The sequence below is a fragment of the Streptomyces sp. NPDC021012 genome (assembly GCF_044333355.1).
Classification (GTDB): Bacteria; Actinomycetota; Actinomycetes; order Streptomycetales; family Streptomycetaceae; genus Streptomyces.
Map to the genome: position 1 here is coordinate 84,496 of NZ_JBIRQU010000019.1, position 17,945 is coordinate 102,440.

Here is a 17,945-nt window from a genome sequence, read left to right on the forward strand (position 1 = left end):
GTGCCTCCTTCCGCACTCCTGCCCGCCCCTTCACGACGGAACCCGACTCGATCAGTCTCGATCAGACTCGATGGTCTCAGCCGTCACGCCCCCTGGGAGACGCGGGAGGTAGGCCTGGCCCCACCCCCCGGACGCCCGCTGGTGGTCGTGATCGGGGCGGGCCGAAACGGTTCGCTTGAGCCATGACCACGACCACGACCGCCGCCGCCACCGCCGTACGGCTCCGCGGGCTCGTCCGGCAGCACCGGGACGTCCGTGCCCTCGACGGCGTCGACCTCGACTTCCGCACCGGGACCTTCAGCGCCGTCATGGGGCCGTCCGGCTCCGGCAAGTCCACGCTGCTCCAGTGCGCCGCCGGGCTCGACCGGCCCACCGCCGGGACGGTGGAGGTAGGCGGCACGTCGCTGGAGGGGCTGAGCGAGCGGCGCCTCACGCTGCTGCGGCGGGACCGGATCGGCTTCGTCTTCCAGTCCTTCAACCTGCTGCCCTCGCTGACCGCCGCACAGAACGTCGCCCTGCCGCTCCGGCTCGCCGGCCGCCGCCCGTCCCGTACGGAGATCCGGGAGGCACTCGCGCGCGTGGGGCTCGCCGGACGGGAACGGCACCGGCCCGGGGAGCTGTCCGGTGGCCAGCAGCAGCGGGTAGCGCTCGCCCGGGCGCTGATCACCCGGCCGGCCGTCATCTTCGGCGACGAACCGACCGGCGCGCTCGACTCGACCACGAGCCGCGAGGTGCTCGACATGCTCCGGGAGCTCGTCGACCGCGACGGCCAGACGATCGTCATGGTCACCCACGACCCGGTGGCGGCGTCCCGCGCGGACCGCGTCGTCTTCCTGGTCGACGGCCGCGTCGCGGGCGAACTGCGGGGCCCGACGGTGGAGACGGTCGCGGCACGGATGGCGGAGCTGGAGACGGGTGGGGCGGGGGCGGGGGCCGGAGCCGGGGCCCCGGTGGGAGGTGCGGCGTGCTGAGGGTTCTCCTCTCCGGGCTGCGGGACCGTTGGGCCTCCTTCCTCGGGGGGTTCGTCGCGCTCGCGCTGGGCGTGGGGCTGCTCGTGACGACGGGGCTCGGTCTGTCCGCCGCTTCGCATGCGCCCGAGCGTTCTCCCCAGCGGTTCGCGGGCTCGCCCGTGGTCGTGCGGGGACAGGACCGGCTGACACTGGACGTGCGGCGCGGGCCCGTCACGGTGCCCGTGGAGCAGCGGCTCGATCGTCCACAGCCTGTGGACGGCGGGCTGCTGCGCGAGCTTCGCGCCCGCTGGACGGTCACCGCATCCGGCGGCCCGGACGCCGTCGGCGTCGACGGCCCCGCCGCGGAGGTCCGGGCGCTCGTCGGGGACCGTGCCCGGGTCCTCACCGGGGGCGACCGGGCGCAGGCCGACGCCGACCCCGAGCGGGACGCCCGCGCCCTCGTCGGCCTGAGCGCCCTCCTCGGCACCTCCGGGGGCGTCACCGCCTTCGTCTCCGTCTTCGTCGTGGCCTCCACGTTCGCCTTCGCCGTGGCGCTGCGCCGCCGCGAGTTCGGGCTCCTGAGGAGCGCCGGCGCCACCCCCGGCCAGATCCGGCGGCTCCTCCTCGCCGAGGCGGCGGCGCTCGGCGTGCTCGCCTCCGCCGCCGGGTGCGGGCTCGGCGCCCTCGGGGCGCCCCTCCTCGCCCGGACCCTCGTCGACGGCGGCCTCGCGCCCGCGTGGTTCACGATCGGCGGCCCTTCCTCGTCCTCCTCGCCCTCCTGGCCCTTCCACGCGGCCTTCTGGACCGGCGTCGCCGTCGCCCTCGCCGGGGCCGTCGCCGCGTCCCGGCGGGCGGGGAGGGTCGGCCCCACGGCGGCGCTGCGGGAGGCGGACGTCGACGCCGACGTCCTGCCCCTGGGCCGGGCCGTCCTCGGTACGGGCCTGCTCGTGGCCGGGCTCGGGCTCCTCGTCTGGACCTGCGCGACGGAGCCGTCCGAGCTGCTGAAGCGGAAGGCGTACACGACCCTCCCGATGCTCCTGACCAGCGGCGTCGCGCTGCTCTCCCCGCTCCTCGTCCGCCCGGCGGCCCGTCTCGCGCGGTCGCGCGGGGCGGTGGGGACGCTCGTACGGGAGAACAGCGCGGCCGCCGTCCGCCGCACCGCCGCCGTCGCCGCGCCCGTCCTCGTGACCGTGGCGCTCGCCGGGACGCTGTTCGGCTCGGCGGCGAGCGTCACGCGCGCGAAGGAGACGGAGGCGCGGGAGCGGACGGCGGCGGAGTACGTGGTGAGCGGCGAGGACCTGAAGCCGGTGGCGGCACCGCCCGGGGCCGTCCTGTCCCCCACCGGGGCGACCTCCGTCTTCGTACGGGACGGGGACGCGGCCCTCGTGAAGTACGGGGCGCGGGCGGTCGCCGACCCGGCCGCCTTCGCCGAGCTGGCCCGGCTGCCGGTGACCGCCGGGGACCTGCGGGACCTGGACGACCGGTCGATCGTCGTCAACGAGGAGTTCGAGCGGCGCCGGGTCGGCGAGACGGTGGAGGTGTGGCGGGCGGACGGAAGCGGTCCGGTACGGCTCCGCGTCGTGGCCGTCCTCGCCCTCGGAACCGGCGACAACGGGCCGTACGTCACCCGGGCGAACGCACCCGGCGCCACCCTCGACCGGATCGACGCGCGCGGGGGCGGGGCGGCGACGGTACGGGCCCTGGAGGCAAGCGGGGGGACGCCACGCGCGCGCGTGGCGGGCGGCAACCGGCAGGCCCGCCTGGGCATGGTCCTGGTCCTGGGCATCGCCCTCGTCTACACGGTCATCGGCCTCGCCAACACCCTGCTCATGGCGACGTCGGTACGCGGCTGCGAACTGGCCTCGCTGCGGCTCGCCGGGGCCACCCGGGCCCAGATCCTGCGGGTGGTGACGGGCGAGGCGGCGCTCGCCGTCGCCCTCGGCACGCTGCTGGGCCTTCTGGTGACCGGGGGCGTCCTCGGCACCCTGGGAGCGGGCCTGGCGGCCCTCTCCGCTCCCGTCGCCCTGGTCCTCCCCTGGCCGGTGGCCGGCGCGGCGGCGGGCGTGTGCGCGGTGGTCGCGGTCGCCGCGTCGGGTGCCTCCGCGTGGCGGCTCACGCGGTGAGCGGCGATGGTGGGACGACGGGGCGGCGACCGGGGTCGGAGCCGGGTCACCGCCCCGCCCTCCCGCCCCACGGCGCCCCGGCCCACCCCCGTGCGACCGGGACCCTCGCCCGGGGCTTCGCCCCGCCCCCATGTGGGCCCGCGCCCTGCGGGACGGCGCGCACCGCCCGGGGCTTCGCCCACGCCCCCCGTGTGGGCCCGCGCCCGCCTGGGGCTTCGCCCCGCCCCGCGTGGGGCCCGCGCCCGTGCGGGGCGGTGCGCTTCTCCCCCGCGCCCGTGTGGGCAATCGTCCCGCTGGGGCGGGACGGGTGGGCACACGGGACGGCGCCCTTAGCGGCGCCTCCGCGTTCCGGGCCTGGACCCGCACCACGTGTGCGCCGTCACCTTCGGTGCGGGTTCAGGCTCGTAAGCCTCTGGCGCCGGCAGGGCGCGGGTCCGTTGTGCCCACCCGTTCCGCCCCAGCGGAACGATTGCCCACAACGGGCGGGGCGGCGGGTGGGCACCGCCCCGGCAGGCGCCTGCGACGGGGGCGGCGGGTGGGCACCGCCACGGCCGGGCGGGCGGGCGCAGCGGGGGCGGGAGGGTGTGGGTTACGGCTTCCAGTCGGGGGAGAGGACCGACCAGATTTCCTCGTCGTGGCGTTTGCCGCGGTAGTCGTAGCTCTCGCGGAGGACCGCCTCGCGGGTCATGCCGAGGCGGCGGGCCACGGCGATGCTGGGTTCGTTGTCGGAGGAGACGACCCATTCGACGCGGTGGACGCCGCGGACGCGGATCGCCCAGTCGATGAGGGCGCGGGCGGCGCGGGTCACGAGGCCCTTGCCGGCGGCGGAGGGTTCGAGCCAGCAGCCCGCCTCGGCGGTGCCGGCGGCGGTGTCGAGGCGGCGGAGGATCACCGCGCCGACGAGCGTGCCGTCGAGCCAGATGCCGTGGATGCGGCCGGAGTCGGCCGCGACCTTCTCCGCGTACAGGCGGAGGTAGGCCCGGCTCGACTCCAGGTCCGTCACGACGTCGGGGAGTCCGTTGCGCGCGCCGATGAACTCCCTTCCCCGGTCCATGTGGGCGAGGAACTCCTCGGCCTGCCACGGCTCCAGCGGGCGCAGCTCCGCGCCGTCGTCGCCCAGGGACATCGCGTACATCGGCATCGCCTTTCTCCGTGAACTAGGGGATCAGGACGATCTTGCCCCGTACATGACCGGATTCGCTCGCCTCCAGCGCACGAGCCGCCTCCTTCAGCGGCAGCACCTCGGCCAGGCGGACCGACAGCGCGCCCTCCGCCACCAGGCGGGCCTGGGCGACGAGCCCGTCCCGTACCGCGTCCGGCTCCCCCGTGACGCCCGAGAAGACGATGCCGTGCTCCTCCGCGTCCGTCGCCGCGATCGTCACGATCCGCTCCTTCGCCGCGTCGCCGCCGCCGAGCAGGTCGATCGCGACCGGCAGGACGCCGTGCCCGGCCGCGTCGAAGACGGCGTCGACGCCCTGCGGGGCGGCGGTTCGGACCCGGTCGGCCAGGCCGTCCCCGTAGGTGACGGGGATCGCGCCGAGCTCCCGCAGGTACGCGTGGTTGGCCTCCGAGGCGCTGCCGATCACCGTGATCCCGGCCGCGACCGCGAGCTGGACGGCCACCGAGCCGACGACGCCCGCCGCGCCGTGCAGGAACAGGGTCTCGCCCTCGTGGACCCGGAGCAGGTCCAGGACGCGCTGGGCGGTCTCGCCGGCCACCGGGAGGCTCGCGGCGGCCTCCCAGGAGAGCCCGGCGGGCTTGGGGGCGACGGTGCCGGCGATGGCGTACTCGGCGTAGGCGCCGGTCTTCGTCCAGCCGAGGACCTCGTCGCCGACGGCCAGGCCGGTGACGCCCTCGCCGAGCGCGTCGACGGTGCCGGCGAACTCCAGGCCCGGGACGGCGGGGAAGGTGGTCGGGTAGAACTGCTCGACCCAGCCGTGGAGCCGCTTCCAGTCCACCGGGTTGACCCCGACGGCCGCCACCCTGACCCGCACCTCGCCGGGGCCGGGCTCCGGCTTCTCGACGCCGGCCTCGTGGCGCAGCACCTCGGGGCCGCCGAACTCCTCGTACACGATCGCTTCCATCTCAGCCTCCGCTGCTGCCCGTTGCTTCTTCGTTCTCTCTTCGCTGCCCCAAGCCTGCGCCCGGCACCACCCCTCCTCCGCCCTCCCAACGGCCAGTCGTACCTGGCCGAAAGACGGGCCGTCAGCTGATCCCTCCCGACTAGGCTGAGCCGCATGGACGCGCTCACGCTGACCACCGCGTACGAGATCATCCGGCAGCCGCTCGGGGAGATCCTCCCCAAGGTCTCGGCGGCCCTCGCCCCGCTGGTCCCGCACGTGGACGCGGCCGAACTCTCCACCCACTGCGCCCACTCGCCCTTCAAGACCCTCGGCGGTACGGAGCTGATGACCGCCGCCGAACTGGCCCCGCTGCTCGCGGCGGGCGTCCCCGGCGAGCCCTGGCAGGGGTCCGCGACGATCGGCGGCCGGGAGCGCGAGGTCGTCGCCGTCACCAGCCACGCGACCCGCCGCGGAGCGGTCCTCGTGCTCGTACGGGAGGACGGCGCCGCCCCCGCCGACGCGGCCGCGCTCACCGTGGCGCAGGCGCTGTGGGACCTGGTCACCGGGCACTTCGACCGCTTCGCGACGGAGGCCGTGCCGGGCGCGCTGGCGCGTTCGCGGGCGGCGGCCGACACACGCGCGCGTGTGATCGCCGAACTCACCGCCGCGCACGCGGCGGCGCTCTCCGGTGTCCTCGGGGTGCTGCGCAGCCGGGCCCTCGACGACACGACGGCCCGGACCACCGCCACCGACCTGGCCGCCTCCGCGCTGATCGACATGCGGGCGGAGCAGCGGCGGGACCGGGCGCTCGCGGAGGAGCCCGCGGAGGACGCCTTCGAGCGGCTGGCGGGCGAGCTGCGGCCGATGCTCCGGCACAGCAGGGTGCGGCTCGACCTGGGCGCGCCCGACTCGGCGCGCTCGCTCGCGGCGGACGTCGCGCACAGCGCCCGGGCCATCGTCCGCTCCCTGCTCCTCATCGTCCTGGAGCAGGAGTCCGTGTCCCGCGTCCACGTCGGCTGGCAGCTGACCGAGCACGAACTGCGGGCCTCCGTGCGGGACGACGGCGCGGGCGCCCTCGCCCCCTGCGACCTGGGCGCCGGAACGATCCGGGACCGGCTCGACGTCCTCGGCGGGCGGCTCGACATGGACGCCGTCCCCGGCTGGGGCACCACCATCACGGCCGTCATCCCCCTCGCCACCCCGGAGGCCCCCGTCGAGGCCGCCCACCCGCTGACCGGGCTCGGCGAGCGGGAGGTGGAGGTGCTGCGGCACCTGGCGCTCGGGCACCGGAACCGGCGGATCGCCGAGGAGCTGCACATCAGCGAGTCGACGGTGAAGTTCCACGTCGCGAACATCCTCAACAAGCTGGGCGTCGACTCGCGCGGCAAGGCCGCGGCCCTCTTCCACGCGGCGGCGTGACCCCTCCCCCGGCCCGGCGTGCCCGGGGGTGTCAGTGGCGGGTGCCAGACTCGCACCCATGAGCGAGAGGTGGGCGCTGGCGGCCGAGGCCGAGGGGGACGGAGCGCTGCTCGTGCCGCTCGGGCCGGACGGGCTGCCCGCGGGGGCCGTGCGGCGCGAGCCGGACCTCGTGGCGGCCGTCCGCCGGAGGCCCGAGGTGGCCCGCTGGGTGTGGCGGTCGACCGCCGAGGTCTATCCGCGGCTCCTCGCCGCGGGCGTGCGCGTCGAGCGGTGCTACGACGTGGAGGACGCCGAGCAGCTCCTCCTCGGGCACGAGGGCCGGCTCGGTGAACCGCGCAGCGCCGCCGCGGCCTGGGCGCGCCTGCGGAACGCCCCCGTACCGCCGGATCCCCCGCAGCGGGCCGCCGAGCCCGGCTCGCAGGACTCCCTCTTCGAGCCGCGGCCGACCGCCTCCGTGCCCTTCGACGGGCTCCTCGCGGTCTACGCGGAGCAGCTGCGCCGCCACGACCGGGCCGAGCACCCCGGCCGGATGCGGCTGCTCACCGCCGCCGAGTCGGCGGGGATGCTGGTGGCCGCCGAGATGCACCGGGCCGGGCTGCCGTGGCGGGCGGACGTGCACCGGGACCTGCTGAACGAGCTGCTCGGCGAGCGGTACGCGGGCGGGGGCGAGCCGCGCCGCCTCGCGGAGCTGGCCGACGAGGTGTCCGCCGCCTTCGGGCGCCGGGTGCGGCCCGATCTGCCCGCCGACGTCGTGAAGGCCTTCGCGCGGGCCGGGATCCGGGTCAGGTCCACGCGCCGCTGGGAGCTGGAGGAGATCGACCACCCGGCGGTGAGGCCCCTCGTCGCGTACAAGAAGCTGTACCGGATCTGGACGGCGCACGGCTGGTCGTGGCTGGCCGACTGGGTGCGGGACGGCCGCTTCCGGCCGGAGTACCTGCCCGGGGGCACGGTCAGCGGGCGCTGGACGACCAACGGCGGCGGGGCCCTGCAGATCCCGAAGGTGATCCGGCGGGCGGTCGTCGCCGACGAGGGCTGGCGGCTCGTGGTCGCCGACGCCGACCAGATGGAACCGCGCGTGCTCGCCGCGATCTCCCGCGACCCCGGTCTGATGGAGGTCGCCGGGCACCCCGACGACCTGTACACCCGGCTGTCCGACCGGGCCTTCTCCGGCGACCGCGGCCACGCCAAGCTCGCGCTGCTCGGCGCGATCTACGGGCAGACCAGCGGCGACGGCCTGAAGAACCTGGCGGCGCTGCGGCGCCGCTTCCCGCGCGCGGTGGCCTATGTCGACGAGGCGGCGAAAGCCGGCGAGGAGGGCCGGCTCGTACGGACCTGGCTGGGCCGGACCAGCCCCCAGGCCGTCGGCTCGGAGGAGGACGACGAGGCCGGCCTCCCCCAAGAGGCGCCGGAGAGCGGCGAGTTCGCCCCCGGGTACGCCTCGGGGAACGCACGGGCGCGCGGCCGGTTCACCCGCAACTTCGTCGTGCAGGGCAGCGCCGCCGACTGGGCGCTGCTGATGCTGGCGGCGCTGCGGCGCTCCCTGGCGGGGATGCGGGCGGAGCTGGTCTTCTTCCAGCACGACGAGGTGATCGTGCACTGCCCGGAGGAGGAGGCGGAGGCGGTGACGGCGGCGATCCGGGCGGCCGGGGACGAGGCCGGGCGGATCGCCTTCGGGGAGACGCCGGTCCGGTTCCCGTTCACGACGGCGACGGTCGAGCGGTACGCGGACGCGAAGTAGCCGGCGGTACGGGGCCGCCGCCCCGCACCACCGGCCGCCCGGTCGCCGCTACTTCAGCGGCAGCTTGTGCCACTTCGGGCTCAGCGCGATCGTCTTCAGCTGCTCCATCGTCAGCGCGGGCTCGTCGCGCGTGGCGTCCTTGTACTGGGCGGGCGAGTTGAAGGCGGAGACGACGACCCGGAAGCCCTGCGGGGTCAGGGTGTCGACGTTCCACCAGACGACCCCCTCGCCGCCCTTCTCGCCGGGCTGCCGGGTGGACTTGACCTTGGTGCCGTCGGGCAGGGTGACGACGCCCTCGCCGGTGAAGAGCTCGTCGAGCTCCCCGGCGGTGGGCTGGACGTCGATGCCGACGAGGCTCGGGCCCTTGCCGTCGTCGACGACGACGTAGCCGTGGCCGTCGTCGCCGCCGTGGGACTCCACGGTGACGCCCTTGGGGAGGAGGGAGCGCAGGGTGGCCTGGACGGCGGCGGCGCTCGGCGCGGCCGGCGGCCCCTGCTCGCCCGTGCCGGGCGCCTTCGGGAGCTGCGGCAGCCGGGCGGCCAGCGGCCGCCAGGCCTCGGCGGTGACGAGGTCCTTCAGCTGGGTGCCGCTGAAGGGCGGGTCCTCGCGGCTGATCGGGGCGTCCTTCTCGGCGGCGGCGTTGTACTCGCTCGCGTCGATCAGGATCCCGTCCTTGGTGAGCAGGACCGCCCGCCAGTTCTTGGTCTCCACGCGCTTGTCGGGGTACTCGTACCCCTCGATGAACATGAACCGGTCGCCGCCCGACAGCCGCCCGGCGGTGCAGCGGTCGTACGGGACGAGGGCCTGGTCGGGACAGGTGACCTGGTCCTTACCGGACTCGGGGGTCCCGCCGGCCCGGTAGAGGCCGACGCTGACGCCCGCCTTGCCGTGGCCGTCGTCGTAGACGCCGGTGACCGACTGGCCCGTGCCGTCCAGGTTGTCGAACTGCCACTGGCCGGCCGGGGTGTTGGCCTTGAGGACGGCGGCGAGGTCCTTCACCGGGATCGTCGCCTCGCCCATCGGCTCCTTGCCGGGGTGGGCGGCGCCGCTGCCCCGCCCCTGCTGCGGGGGCGCCGCCACGGAGGTGGTCGCCGCCGGTCCGCCGGGGCCGAGCAGCGAGCCGCCGTAGGCGCCGCCGATGCCGACGGCGGCGAGCGCGAGGACGCCGCCGGTCACCGCGAGGCGGCGGCGGACCAGGCGGCGCCGGCCGCGCTGGAGCCCGCCCGCGACCAGCTCGCGCCGGTCGTCGGCGGCGAAGCCGTCACCGGTGCTGCGCAGGACCGCGCCGAGCTCCTCCTCGAAGCGCCGGGTTTCTTCGTTCTGGGACATGCCGAGATCACCGTCTCCGGTCGGTAGGGAAAGTACGTGGTCAGCGGGCGGCGAACTCGACGATGCTGCCGCCGAGTCGTTCCCGCAGCTTCGCGAGCGCCCGCACCGAGCGGGTCCGCACCGCGGCCGAGCTGACGTTCAGGGCGTCGGCGGTCTCCTCGATGCTGCGGTCCTCCCAGTAGCGCAGCACCACGACCGCCCGGTCCTTCGGCGCGAGGCCGGCGAGCGCGTCGAGCAGCGCGATCCTCAGGGCCGGGTCCTCGCCGTTCTCGGGGGCGCGGTCGGGCAGCTCGCCGAGGGGGCGCTCGGTGGCCGAGCGGCGCCGCCGGTGGCTGAGGAACGTGCGGACGAGCACGGTCTGGGCGTACGCGGCGGGGTTCCCTATCCGGGCCATGCGGCCCCAGAGGACGTACATCCGGCCGAGGGTCTCCTGTGTGAGGTCCTCGGCGAGATGCGTGTCGCCGCTGGTCAGCAGGCATGCCGAGCGGAACAGGTGCCCCGTGCGTGCGGAGGCGAACTCCAGGAACTCGTCCGCGCGGGCCTTTCTCATGCCCCTCCTCTCGTCGTGGTCACGTGGTGTGGTCGCCGTACACCTCATTGACGCGACGGGGGCGGGAGAATGTTTCAGACGGATCCGGTATCCGATGAAGCGGAATCGGGTAATCCTGTTGGTATGAACACTCTCAGCGCAGCAGAGAACCTGGCCGCTGGGGTTTGGCAGTCAGGTCTGGCCCAGGTCCTCGGCGGGCTCGTCGTCGTCGTCGTCCTCATCGGCGCCGTCTGGCTGGGCTTCCGGATCAGCGACCGCGAGTCCAGGAAACCGAAACCGGAGGAACAGCCGCACCGGCCCGACACCGGGGCACTGCCCGGCGAGATGGCCGAATACCGCAGGCCGGCCGAGATGCCGCAGACCGACGGCGAGCACCGGCTCATGCCCTACCAGCTCAAGGAATCCGGCACGGAGACCTCACCCGACCCGCCGTCCGAGGAGAAGCGCAAGTGGGGCGGCATCTCCAGCGGCGGCTTCGGCAGCGGCGGCACCGGACACGGCGACTGAACGCGCCCAGGCCCCGGCCCGGCGAAAGCCGGGCCGGGGCTTTGCCAGGCCGGGGCCCGGCCGGTCTGGGGCGTCACCGGGCCGGGACCTGGTCAGGGCCGGGGCCCGGCCGGTCTGGTGGCTTGACCGGCCCGGGGCCCGACCGGCGCCGGGCCGGTCAAGCCGTCGGATGTCACCGCCCCGGGGAGACGGGCCTGCCCGCGCGGGAGGCGATGTGGGCCGGCGGGGCGAGGTCCGCCGGGAGGAGGGGGTCGACGACCGGGTCGCCGAAGGTCGTCACCACCGGCAGTACCCCCGCCCACAGGCCGAGCGCCGCGTCCTCGGACTCGCCGTCGTCCGGCGGGCCGTCGGCGGTCTTCACCGAGGCCTCGGTGAGGTCGAGCGCGAGCAGCGCGGTCGCCGCCAGCTCCTTGCGGCTGGGCTGCCGGGCGTACTCCCACTGCCCGGGGGAGCTCTGCTCGGTCAGCGCCCGCAGACCACGCAGCTTCTCCTCGGGATCGGTGACGATCTCGGGGACGCCGTAGATCATCGCGCAGCGGTAGTTGATGCCGTGCTCGAAGACGGAGCGGGCGAGGACCAGCCCGTCGACGTGGGTGACCGTGACGCAGACGGTGGTGTCGGGGGCCTGGACCAGGCTGCGGCTGGCGACCGAGCCGTGGAGGTAGAGCCGGTCGCCGTCCACCCCGTACGCGGTGGGCACCACCATCGTCGTGCCGTCGACGGTGACGCCGAGGTGGCAGAGGAAACCGGCGGCGAGCACGGCGTCCAGGTCGGCCCGCCGGTGGCTGCCCTTGTGCCGCATCCGGCGCAGCCGGGTCCGCTCGGTGACGGTCAGCTCGTCGCCGAGCTCCGTGGTGGTGCTGCTCATGATGACCTCTCGTTCCGTACGGGTGTACGTGTTGTACGGGTGATCAGTCCGCCACCGCCACCGACTTCCGCCTGTCGGGACGGCGCGGACCGACGAGGGGCCCGGGTCACCCGTACGGAGTGAAGACCGCCTGACGGCCGCCCCCGTACACCCCAGGGGCATAAGGTCCGTGCAGACGACAGCGGAACGACGAAGTCAGGGTGGACATGAGCGACTTGGCGACCGAGGCGCGATCCGGCCGGGAGGGCCCGGAGCCGGACCCTCCGGGCGACGCGGCCCCGGCATCCGGGCGGGCGCCGAAACGGCGCCGCCCCTTCTGGATCGAGCTGCCGTTCCTCGCCGGCATCGCGCTCGTCCTGGCCTTCCTGATCAAGACGTTCCTGCTCCAGGCGTTCCTGATCCCGTCGGGGTCGATGCAGAACACGCTCCAGGTGGACGACCGCGTCCTGGTCGACAAGCTCACCCCGTGGTTCGGATCGGAACCCGACCGGGGCGAGGTCGTGGTCTTCCGCGACCCCGGCGACTGGCTGGCGGGACAGACGGCGAAGCAGCCCACCGCGGTGCAGAAGGCCCTGGGCTTCGTCGGCCTGATGCCCGCGGCCGGCGAGAAGCACCTGATCAAGCGGGTCATCGGCGTGGCGGGCGACACCGTCGAGTGCGCCGGCACGGGGCCCCTGAAGGTGAACGGCAAGCCGCTGACCGAGCCGTACGTCTTCGCGGGCAACACGGCCTGCAGCCCGGACCCGGAGGGCCAGTTCAAGGTCACGGTCCCCGCCGGCAGCCTCTGGGTCATGGGCGACCACCGCCAGGCCTCCCAGGACTCCCGCTACCACCGGACCGACCCCCGCGGCGGCATGGTCCCCGTCACGGACGTCGTCGGCCGCGCGATCGTCGTCGCCTGGCCCTTCGGCCACTGGTCGACCCTCTCCGTCCCGGACACCTTCGACCAGCCGGGCCTCGCCCGCTGACCCGTCCGGGGAGCTCCGGCCATCGGAAAAGCCAGGTCAGACGATGTCTGACCTGGCTTTCTGCTGAGCCGCCTCCGGAAGGTGCGGGAAAGCCCGGGGTCAGAGGGCCTTCGCGAGCTGGTGGCGGGTGGCGAAGGCGATCGCGACGGCGACCAGCAGGACGGCGAACCCGCAGAGGAAGGCCATCTGGGTACCGGGGGAGCTGATGAGCAGGCCGCCGATCTGCGCGCCGAGCGCGGAGCCGCCGAGACTGATCGTGGAGGACCAGGTGAACGCCTCGGTGACATGGGTCGCGCGTGCGGTCCGCGAGATGATCGCGTACAGGATCACGGTCATGGGCGCCTCGAACGAGCCGAGGACGACAAGGGCCAGGCCCATCGACCAGTTGTCCCAGACGAGTACGGGCAGGAGGGCAGCCGCGCTGACGACCACGATGCCCACCCTGAGCGCGACGAGGACGGACCAGCGCCCGCTGCGGCTTCCGTACCAGAGTCCGCCGAGGATCCCGCCGACCCCCCACGCCGCGTAGAACAGGCCGACGCTGCCGGCCGAGCCGTGATCGTCGGCGAAGGCGGGCAGCGCGACGTTGTAGATCCCCGTCCTGACGGCGGTACAGGCGACCAGGGCCAGCACCAGGAGCAGCCCCTTCGAGCGGAGGGCGCCGAGGGCGTCGCGCTCGCTCGGGGTGGCGGGCATGGTGCGCGAAGCCCGGGTCGTCGCGAACCCGATGGAGCCGACGGCGGCGAGCAGGCCGCCGATGACGACGGCCGTGCCCGGGCTGCCGACGAGCAGCATGACGCTGAGCAGGAGGGGACCGCCGATGAGGAAGGCGTTGAACAGCACCGACTCCAGGGAGATGCCCGCCGGCTCCAGCCCCTCCGTCGCGCGCCACAGGGAGCGGATGCAGCCGCTGATCGGCGGGACCGTGGCGCCCGCGACGGCCACGCACACCAACTGCGCGGCCATGGAGCCGGATTCGAGGGCGACGAAGCCGATCAGTGACGCCGGGTACACGACACCGGTGACGAGGAGCACGATCGTCTGCCCGTACCGGTCGACGCGGCGGGCGACGAGCGGCGCGAACAGCGCGGTGCCCAGGCTGTACGCGCCCAGGAACAGGCCGGCCGAGAGGTAACCGGCGTCCTTCTTCGAGGTGGTGAAGACCACCAGGGCGAGGCCGACCAGGTAGAAGGGAAAACGCCCGACGACACTCCAGAACAGCGGGGCGCGCATGGTTCTGCTCCGCAGGGCGGCGACGAGTCGGTTCTCCTCGGGCGGGAGTTCCGGGGAGGTGTCGGCGTCGCTGGGGCTCGTCGTGTCGGAGGAGGGGTGTTTCGCCATGATGTCTCGCACTTCGGGAAGGATTGCCGGCTCTGGGTTACTCGCTGCTGTCGGGGGCAGGGAAGGCGCCATAGGGGCGGCGAGCGATCGTCACGGCGAGGTCCTGGACGGCGTACGCCGTCATGTAATAGGCCATGGGTGCCGTGTAAGGGCTCAGGGTCAGGGTGAACTCGGTCTCCCCGACTCCGTCCGGCCCGATGCGGACCTCCTGGAGCTCCGGTGTGACCGTGCAGTACTCACGCCCGTACTTGGCGACGAAGAGGCCGAGCCGGATCGTGCCGGGCCGTGCGTCGCGCACCGTCACCCGCACCGGCCGGACGTCTCCTTGGAGGAGGTCCTCCTCGGCCTCGATCAGCAGCGACGGTCCACCGGGCAGACCCAGGGCGACGTCGCTGCAGCGCGTGCAGATGACGCCCTCGGTGTCGAGTGCGGTGGGCACCAGGGCACGCCGGACGAAGCGCTCGGCGGGTCGCCCGCACGGACAGCGCACCGTCGCGACCGAAGAGGGATCGACGGTGCTGCGCTCCGCGAAGAAGCCGAAGGAACCGCCGAATTCGTTCTCCGGATCGCTCACGAACTGCTCCGCGATGGCGAGGTCCAGCTGCTCCAGGTCGAAGAGGAGGCTGCGGGTCGTCTCGGCCGGGTCGCGAACGACCTGGGAGTGCCTGGTGATCTGGTGATCGACCCGGGCGGCCAGACTTTCGAGGCCGGATCGCAGGGGGTTGCTGAACGACAGGAGCCCGCCCGCCAGATAGGCGGTGAGGCGGGCGGAGGTGGTCAGCAGGAGCTGTCCCGGCATGACGGACGGCGGCTCCGGCGTGGTGCCCTCCTCGGCGGCGCCCATGCCGAAGTGGACGTAGGCGGGAGAGGGGCCCACGGTGCGGATGCTGGAGTTGAAGGCCGCGGCGGAGGAACCGCGTTCGCGCACGGACTCCAACCAGGAGAGGTTCTCCGCATGCCCGGCCTCGTGTCCCGTGATCGCGGCCACCACGTCCTTGGCGGTGCCGTCGATCGCGTTGAGCATCAGCTGGTACTTGGGGTCGTAGATGGCCGCGTCGGCGAAGGGGCCGCTGTTGCACGAGCTCAGGACGACCTCGGCCGCGCGGACGTCGCGCAGCTGGATCAGCTTGTCCACGGGCTTGTAGCAGGTGGGCTCGTCGGAGTAGGCGCAGATCGGGCCGATGACGTTCTCCTTGCGGGGAACGACCGAGTTCAGGCCGCAGATGGTGTAGTCGGCGAGATTGAGCGAGTCGTCCTTGCCGTGCCCCTGCAGGAGGAGGCGGCTCCAGCGGGTTCCGAGGAGCTCGGACCTGACGTCCGCGGTCTTCATGTCGTCCTCGTCGAGCAGGTGGATGCCGCTGCGCGTCAGTCCACGGTCGACGGCGGTGAACATGCCGATCTCCCGTACGTCCGGGGCCGTGTGGACGTACTGCTTGGCGGTGAACCAGGCCAGGGAAGCCGCGTCCCGGCCGGTGAGGAGCCTCAGGCGCACATCGGGCCGGCTTTCGGCGGCGCGTATCAGGGGCCAGACGGCGTCCACCGAGAGGTGCTCGTAGAGACCGGCGACCAGCAGGGAGCGCCCCTCGGCCCGGCCGGCGTCCTCGCCCGCCTCCGGGAAGAGCGCGTCGAGCAGGCCGGCTCCGACCTCCTCCTCGTCGAGCCACTTGTCGGCGAACGGTTCGAGGAGCGCGACGAGACCGGCGGGCATGGCGTCGGGCCGCAGGACGATGCCGTACGAGCAGGCGGACGGTCGGCGCACCTCCCCGTACAGGCCGGCCGCGCGTTCGGCCGAGGCCGTGAGATCGGCTCGCCCGTCGGTCCAGACCGGGACCTTCGCGCGGGACGTGTCCGCGAGGAACGCGTCGACGGCGGCGGTGTAGGAGGAGGCGTCCTCCACGAGGGAGAACGGCGAGTCCGACACGATTTCGGAATCGTCGCCGGAAACCTGAAGGTCGGACTGCACCACGTGTGGCTCCTTCACAAAGGCAATCGGTCTCGAGCAGCCTGGTTCGGATTGCGACAGCACTCTGCACCGAGGTACCGAGACGGTACTTCCGTTACGGAGCCCTGCGTATCCGCGGCAAGTTCATGTGCGAGGACACATGGCGCTTACCTCTCCCCGAGGCGCCTGCACACTTCGCTTACGCGGCTGCTTCGCGGCGGCACAGTTCGTGGAGCACGGCACGGGCGATCGTGTCGTTCTGCCGGAAGAACTCGTCGTTGCTCCGCGGGGACGGGAAGCGGCCGGATGCCACGCTTCCCGAAAACAGGGCTCCCACCCCGAAGCGGCTCTCGTGGGGGGTCCCGTCGGCGCGCTTGAGGCGATTGAGGGAGTCGGTGTCGACGAGGCCCACGCTGTCGATGACACCCGTGGGATACCGCTCGCCGCCGTCGGGGTCCGTCTGGCGCTCTTCTCGGATCTCCTCGCGCTGGACGAGCGTGGACAGCACCGGGTCGCTCACGTGGAGCACCGTTCGCTCCGGGAGCCGGGCCTCGATGAGGGAGCGGGCCGCGACCGACGCGTTCACGTTGCCCGACCGCGCGTGGAAGAGGCCCCCGTCGGTGGTCACCTTCATCTCCGAGCCGAGGAACTTGACGACACCGGCACGGGTGAGGGCGAGCAGTTCCTCCAGGCGCGGTCCGGGCGGTCCGCTGGTGAGGAAGCGGCAGAGATCGAGGAACGCGGGGATATCGCGCTCCCACGACTCGGGAGAGATCCTCTCCTCGCCGATGAGTTCGGTCAGCCTGGAGAAGCCGGAGATCAGACCCTGGATCATCCCCAGGTGCGCGCTGTGGCGAGGATCGCGCCCGCGTCGCACTCCCGTGTCGATGTAGCGGACCATCCAGTCCTGCAGGGCGTCCAGGTCGGGGAAGCTGCGGCCGGCCAGCGGATGGGACGTCTCCTCCAGGTCGATCCGGTCCTCCTCGAACCGCACGGCCTGGTCGACCAGTTCCTTGAGTTCCGGTCCGTCCCAGTCGAGGGTGCCGAGGCGGTCGACGAACTGACGGGCGTCGATGTCGAGGAGTTCCGGGTGCGAGGCGGCAAGCTCGTGATAGCCGGCGTGGATGACTTCGCGGGCCATCAACGGCCAGATGTCCAGGGCGAAGTCCAGGGGGCGGTCGCCGAGGGCGTCCACGGCGGCGGCGTCGAGGTGGCCGAACGGTCCCGGGGGTGATCCGGTCAGGGTGTAGTGCGTCTTCGACCAGTACGGTACGCCGCGCCGCGAGCCCACGAAGAGGACGGGTTCGTCACCGGACGGCTCGTAACGCAGCTCGCCGGAGTCATCACGGTGGAACGTTCCGCCGCGTCCGGAGGTCAGCAGCACGGCGGTGTCGACGAAGCACAGTCCGAGCCCGCGGACGATCACCGGTTCACCGGCGGGTATCCGGTCGAAGGGATGGTCGGCGGTCGGTCCCGACGGCAGGTAGCACAGGTCGTGGGCGGCCGCGTACTCCGTCAGGCGCACCTCTTCCGCGTTCGGCTCGACGTCGACGTTGCCCTGGGCGAACAGCACGATGTCGACGTCGATCGCGGGAAGGCCGTCCGCCATGACGACGCGCTGCCTTCCCAGAGGAAGGTCGTGCACGTCGACGGCCCGGCCCACGTGCGAATGGACCTGTACCCGGGGTCCGCCGTCCTCCGCCAACTTCCAGAACACCCACGACAGGTATTCGCTCTGGGTCCGACGCGAGGTGAACCAGCCGTCGTGCATCCTGCTCACCTCGGCCGACACGGAGGGATCGTGCCGGAATCCCGAGGGCGACGACAGGCTGCCCGCCGCCAGCTCCTGGGCCCATTCGCTGAGCGTGGGACCGGGAACGACCGGGCCTTCGCATGCGACGGTCTCGTCGGTGAACATCGTGCAGCTGCCGGCCGTGGTGTTCATCCACAGCAGTGGCGACTGCTCGGACCGCCAGATGCGACCGCCCCCCGGCGGGTAGGGATCGATGACGTGGACGGCGATCGTCCGGTCCGGCGCACACTCGGCAGCGTTGGCGATGAGACGTTCGAGAAGTGAGGTGCCACGTGGGCCGGCACCGATGATTGCCACGGCCAGCGTACTGGTCATATTCCGTTCCTACGCCTCG

14 protein-coding genes are annotated in these 17,945 nt (G+C 73.5%); 6 read left to right on the forward strand and 8 right to left on the reverse strand.

The features are described from left to right. The first annotated feature begins 182 nt into the window (after positions 1 to 182). Both ACH4TP_RS36965 and ACH4TP_RS36970 read left to right on the forward strand, forming a co-directional pair. Positions 183 to 971 (forward strand): ABC transporter ATP-binding protein, encoded by a 789-nt coding sequence (locus tag ACH4TP_RS36965; RefSeq protein WP_398440323.1) that lies wholly within the window; start codon positions 183 to 185, stop codon positions 969 to 971. Beyond that, positions 965 to 3,073 (forward strand): FtsX-like permease family protein, encoded by a 2,109-nt coding sequence (locus ACH4TP_RS36970; RefSeq protein WP_398440324.1) that lies wholly within the window; start codon positions 965 to 967, stop codon positions 3,071 to 3,073. The genes ACH4TP_RS36965 and ACH4TP_RS36970 overlap by 7 nt, the downstream gene beginning before the upstream one ends. A 589-nt stretch (positions 3,074 to 3,662) precedes the next feature. On the opposite strand, the gene ACH4TP_RS36975 is transcribed toward ACH4TP_RS36970, so the two are convergent. Both ACH4TP_RS36975 and ACH4TP_RS36980 read right to left on the reverse strand, forming a co-directional pair. After that, complete coding sequence (locus ACH4TP_RS36975) at positions 3,663 to 4,208, reverse strand: GNAT family N-acetyltransferase (protein WP_389237669.1); 546 nt, start codon at positions 4,206 to 4,208, stop codon at positions 3,663 to 3,665. Between the two features lie 22 nt (positions 4,209 to 4,230). Next, positions 4,231 to 5,157 (reverse strand): NADP-dependent oxidoreductase, encoded by a 927-nt coding sequence (locus ACH4TP_RS36980; RefSeq protein WP_398440325.1) that lies wholly within the window; start codon positions 5,155 to 5,157, stop codon positions 4,231 to 4,233. Between the two features lie 153 nt (positions 5,158 to 5,310). Here ACH4TP_RS36980 and ACH4TP_RS36985 point away from each other — a divergent pair, with 153 nt between their 5' ends. Both ACH4TP_RS36985 and ACH4TP_RS36990 read left to right on the forward strand, forming a co-directional pair. Next, on the forward strand, positions 5,311 to 6,555 hold the full coding sequence (locus ACH4TP_RS36985) for a LuxR C-terminal-related transcriptional regulator (protein WP_398440326.1): 1,245 nt from the start codon (positions 5,311 to 5,313) through the stop codon (positions 6,553 to 6,555). A 58-nt stretch (positions 6,556 to 6,613) separates the two neighbouring features. Then, positions 6,614 to 8,293, forward strand: a complete 1,680-nt coding sequence (locus tag ACH4TP_RS36990) for a bifunctional 3'-5' exonuclease/DNA polymerase (protein WP_398191113.1) — start codon at positions 6,614 to 6,616, stop codon at positions 8,291 to 8,293. Positions 8,294 to 8,341: 48 nt separating this feature from the next. On the opposite strand, the gene ACH4TP_RS36995 is transcribed toward ACH4TP_RS36990, so the two are convergent. Together ACH4TP_RS36995 and ACH4TP_RS37000 are read right to left on the reverse strand one after the other, a co-directional pair. Continuing rightward, complete coding sequence (locus ACH4TP_RS36995; protein WP_398440327.1) at positions 8,342 to 9,622, reverse strand: hypothetical protein; 1,281 nt, start codon at positions 9,620 to 9,622, stop codon at positions 8,342 to 8,344. Between the two features lie 40 nt (positions 9,623 to 9,662). After that, positions 9,663 to 10,172, reverse strand: coding sequence for a SigE family RNA polymerase sigma factor (locus ACH4TP_RS37000; RefSeq protein ID WP_398191119.1), 510 nt, complete (start codon positions 10,170 to 10,172; stop codon positions 9,663 to 9,665). Positions 10,173 to 10,295: 123 nt separating this feature from the next. Between ACH4TP_RS37000 and ACH4TP_RS37005 the strand changes: the two genes are divergently transcribed. Next, positions 10,296 to 10,679 carry a DUF6479 family protein gene (locus tag ACH4TP_RS37005; protein ID WP_398191122.1) on the forward strand — a complete coding sequence of 128 codons (384 nt, stop codon included), beginning with the start codon at positions 10,296 to 10,298 and terminating at the stop codon, positions 10,677 to 10,679. Between the two features lie 172 nt (positions 10,680 to 10,851). On the opposite strand, the gene ACH4TP_RS37010 is transcribed toward ACH4TP_RS37005, so the two are convergent. After that, complete coding sequence (locus ACH4TP_RS37010; RefSeq protein WP_389237510.1) at positions 10,852 to 11,547, reverse strand: pyridoxamine 5'-phosphate oxidase family protein; 696 nt, start codon at positions 11,545 to 11,547, stop codon at positions 10,852 to 10,854. Between the two features lie 206 nt (positions 11,548 to 11,753). On the opposite strand from ACH4TP_RS37010, the gene lepB reads away from it, so the two are divergent. After that, on the forward strand, positions 11,754 to 12,515 hold the full coding sequence (lepB, locus tag ACH4TP_RS37015; RefSeq protein ID WP_398440328.1) for a signal peptidase I: 762 nt from the start codon (positions 11,754 to 11,756) through the stop codon (positions 12,513 to 12,515). A gap of 99 nt (positions 12,516 to 12,614) precedes the next feature. Here the strand turns inward: lepB and ACH4TP_RS37020 are convergent, their stop codons facing one another. The 3 genes from ACH4TP_RS37020 to ACH4TP_RS37030 all read right to left on the reverse strand — a co-directional run bounded on the left by ACH4TP_RS37020 (position 12,615) and on the right by ACH4TP_RS37030 (position 17,926). Then, a complete protein-coding gene (locus ACH4TP_RS37020; RefSeq protein ID WP_389237506.1) occupies positions 12,615 to 13,856 on the reverse strand; it encodes an MFS transporter in 1,242 nt (413 codons plus the stop codon). Between the two features lie 37 nt (positions 13,857 to 13,893). After that, complete coding sequence (locus ACH4TP_RS37025) at positions 13,894 to 15,777, reverse strand: hypothetical protein (protein ID WP_398440329.1); 1,884 nt, start codon at positions 15,775 to 15,777, stop codon at positions 13,894 to 13,896. Between the two features lie 220 nt (positions 15,778 to 15,997). Then, positions 15,998 to 17,926: an FAD/NAD(P)-binding protein gene (locus tag ACH4TP_RS37030; protein ID WP_398440330.1), complete on the reverse strand. Its 1,929-nt coding sequence runs from the start codon at positions 17,924 to 17,926 to the stop codon at positions 15,998 to 16,000. Between the last annotated feature and the right edge of the window lie 19 nt (positions 17,927 to 17,945).

What these genes read in the sequence shown, in the direction of transcription:
- ACH4TP_RS37000 (WP_398191119.1), bottom strand. Translation starts at nt 10,172, where the DNA reads ATGAGAAAGGCCCGCGCGGACGAGTTCCTGGAGTTCGCCTCCGCACGC.
- ACH4TP_RS37005 (WP_398191122.1), top strand. Translation starts at nt 10,296, where the DNA reads ATGAACACTCTCAGCGCAGCAGAGAACCTGGCCGCTGGGGTTTGGCAG.
- ACH4TP_RS36980 (WP_398440325.1), bottom strand. Translation starts at nt 5,157, where the DNA reads ATGGAAGCGATCGTGTACGAGGAGTTCGGCGGCCCCGAGGTGCTGCGC.
- lepB (WP_398440328.1), top strand. Translation starts at nt 11,754, where the DNA reads ATGAGCGACTTGGCGACCGAGGCGCGATCCGGCCGGGAGGGCCCGGAG.
- ACH4TP_RS37010 (WP_389237510.1), bottom strand. Translation starts at nt 11,547, where the DNA reads ATGAGCAGCACCACCACGGAGCTCGGCGACGAGCTGACCGTCACCGAG.
- ACH4TP_RS36990 (WP_398191113.1), top strand. Translation starts at nt 6,614, where the DNA reads ATGAGCGAGAGGTGGGCGCTGGCGGCCGAGGCCGAGGGGGACGGAGCG.
- ACH4TP_RS36975 (WP_389237669.1), bottom strand. Translation starts at nt 4,208, where the DNA reads ATGTACGCGATGTCCCTGGGCGACGACGGCGCGGAGCTGCGCCCGCTG.
- ACH4TP_RS37030 (WP_398440330.1), bottom strand. Translation starts at nt 17,926, where the DNA reads ATGACCAGTACGCTGGCCGTGGCAATCATCGGTGCCGGCCCACGTGGC.
- ACH4TP_RS36985 (WP_398440326.1), top strand. Translation starts at nt 5,311, where the DNA reads ATGGACGCGCTCACGCTGACCACCGCGTACGAGATCATCCGGCAGCCG.
- ACH4TP_RS36995 (WP_398440327.1), bottom strand. Translation starts at nt 9,622, where the DNA reads ATGTCCCAGAACGAAGAAACCCGGCGCTTCGAGGAGGAGCTCGGCGCG.
- ACH4TP_RS36965 (WP_398440323.1), top strand. Translation starts at nt 183, where the DNA reads ATGACCACGACCACGACCGCCGCCGCCACCGCCGTACGGCTCCGCGGG.
- ACH4TP_RS37020 (WP_389237506.1), bottom strand. Translation starts at nt 13,856, where the DNA reads ATGGCGAAACACCCCTCCTCCGACACGACGAGCCCCAGCGACGCCGAC.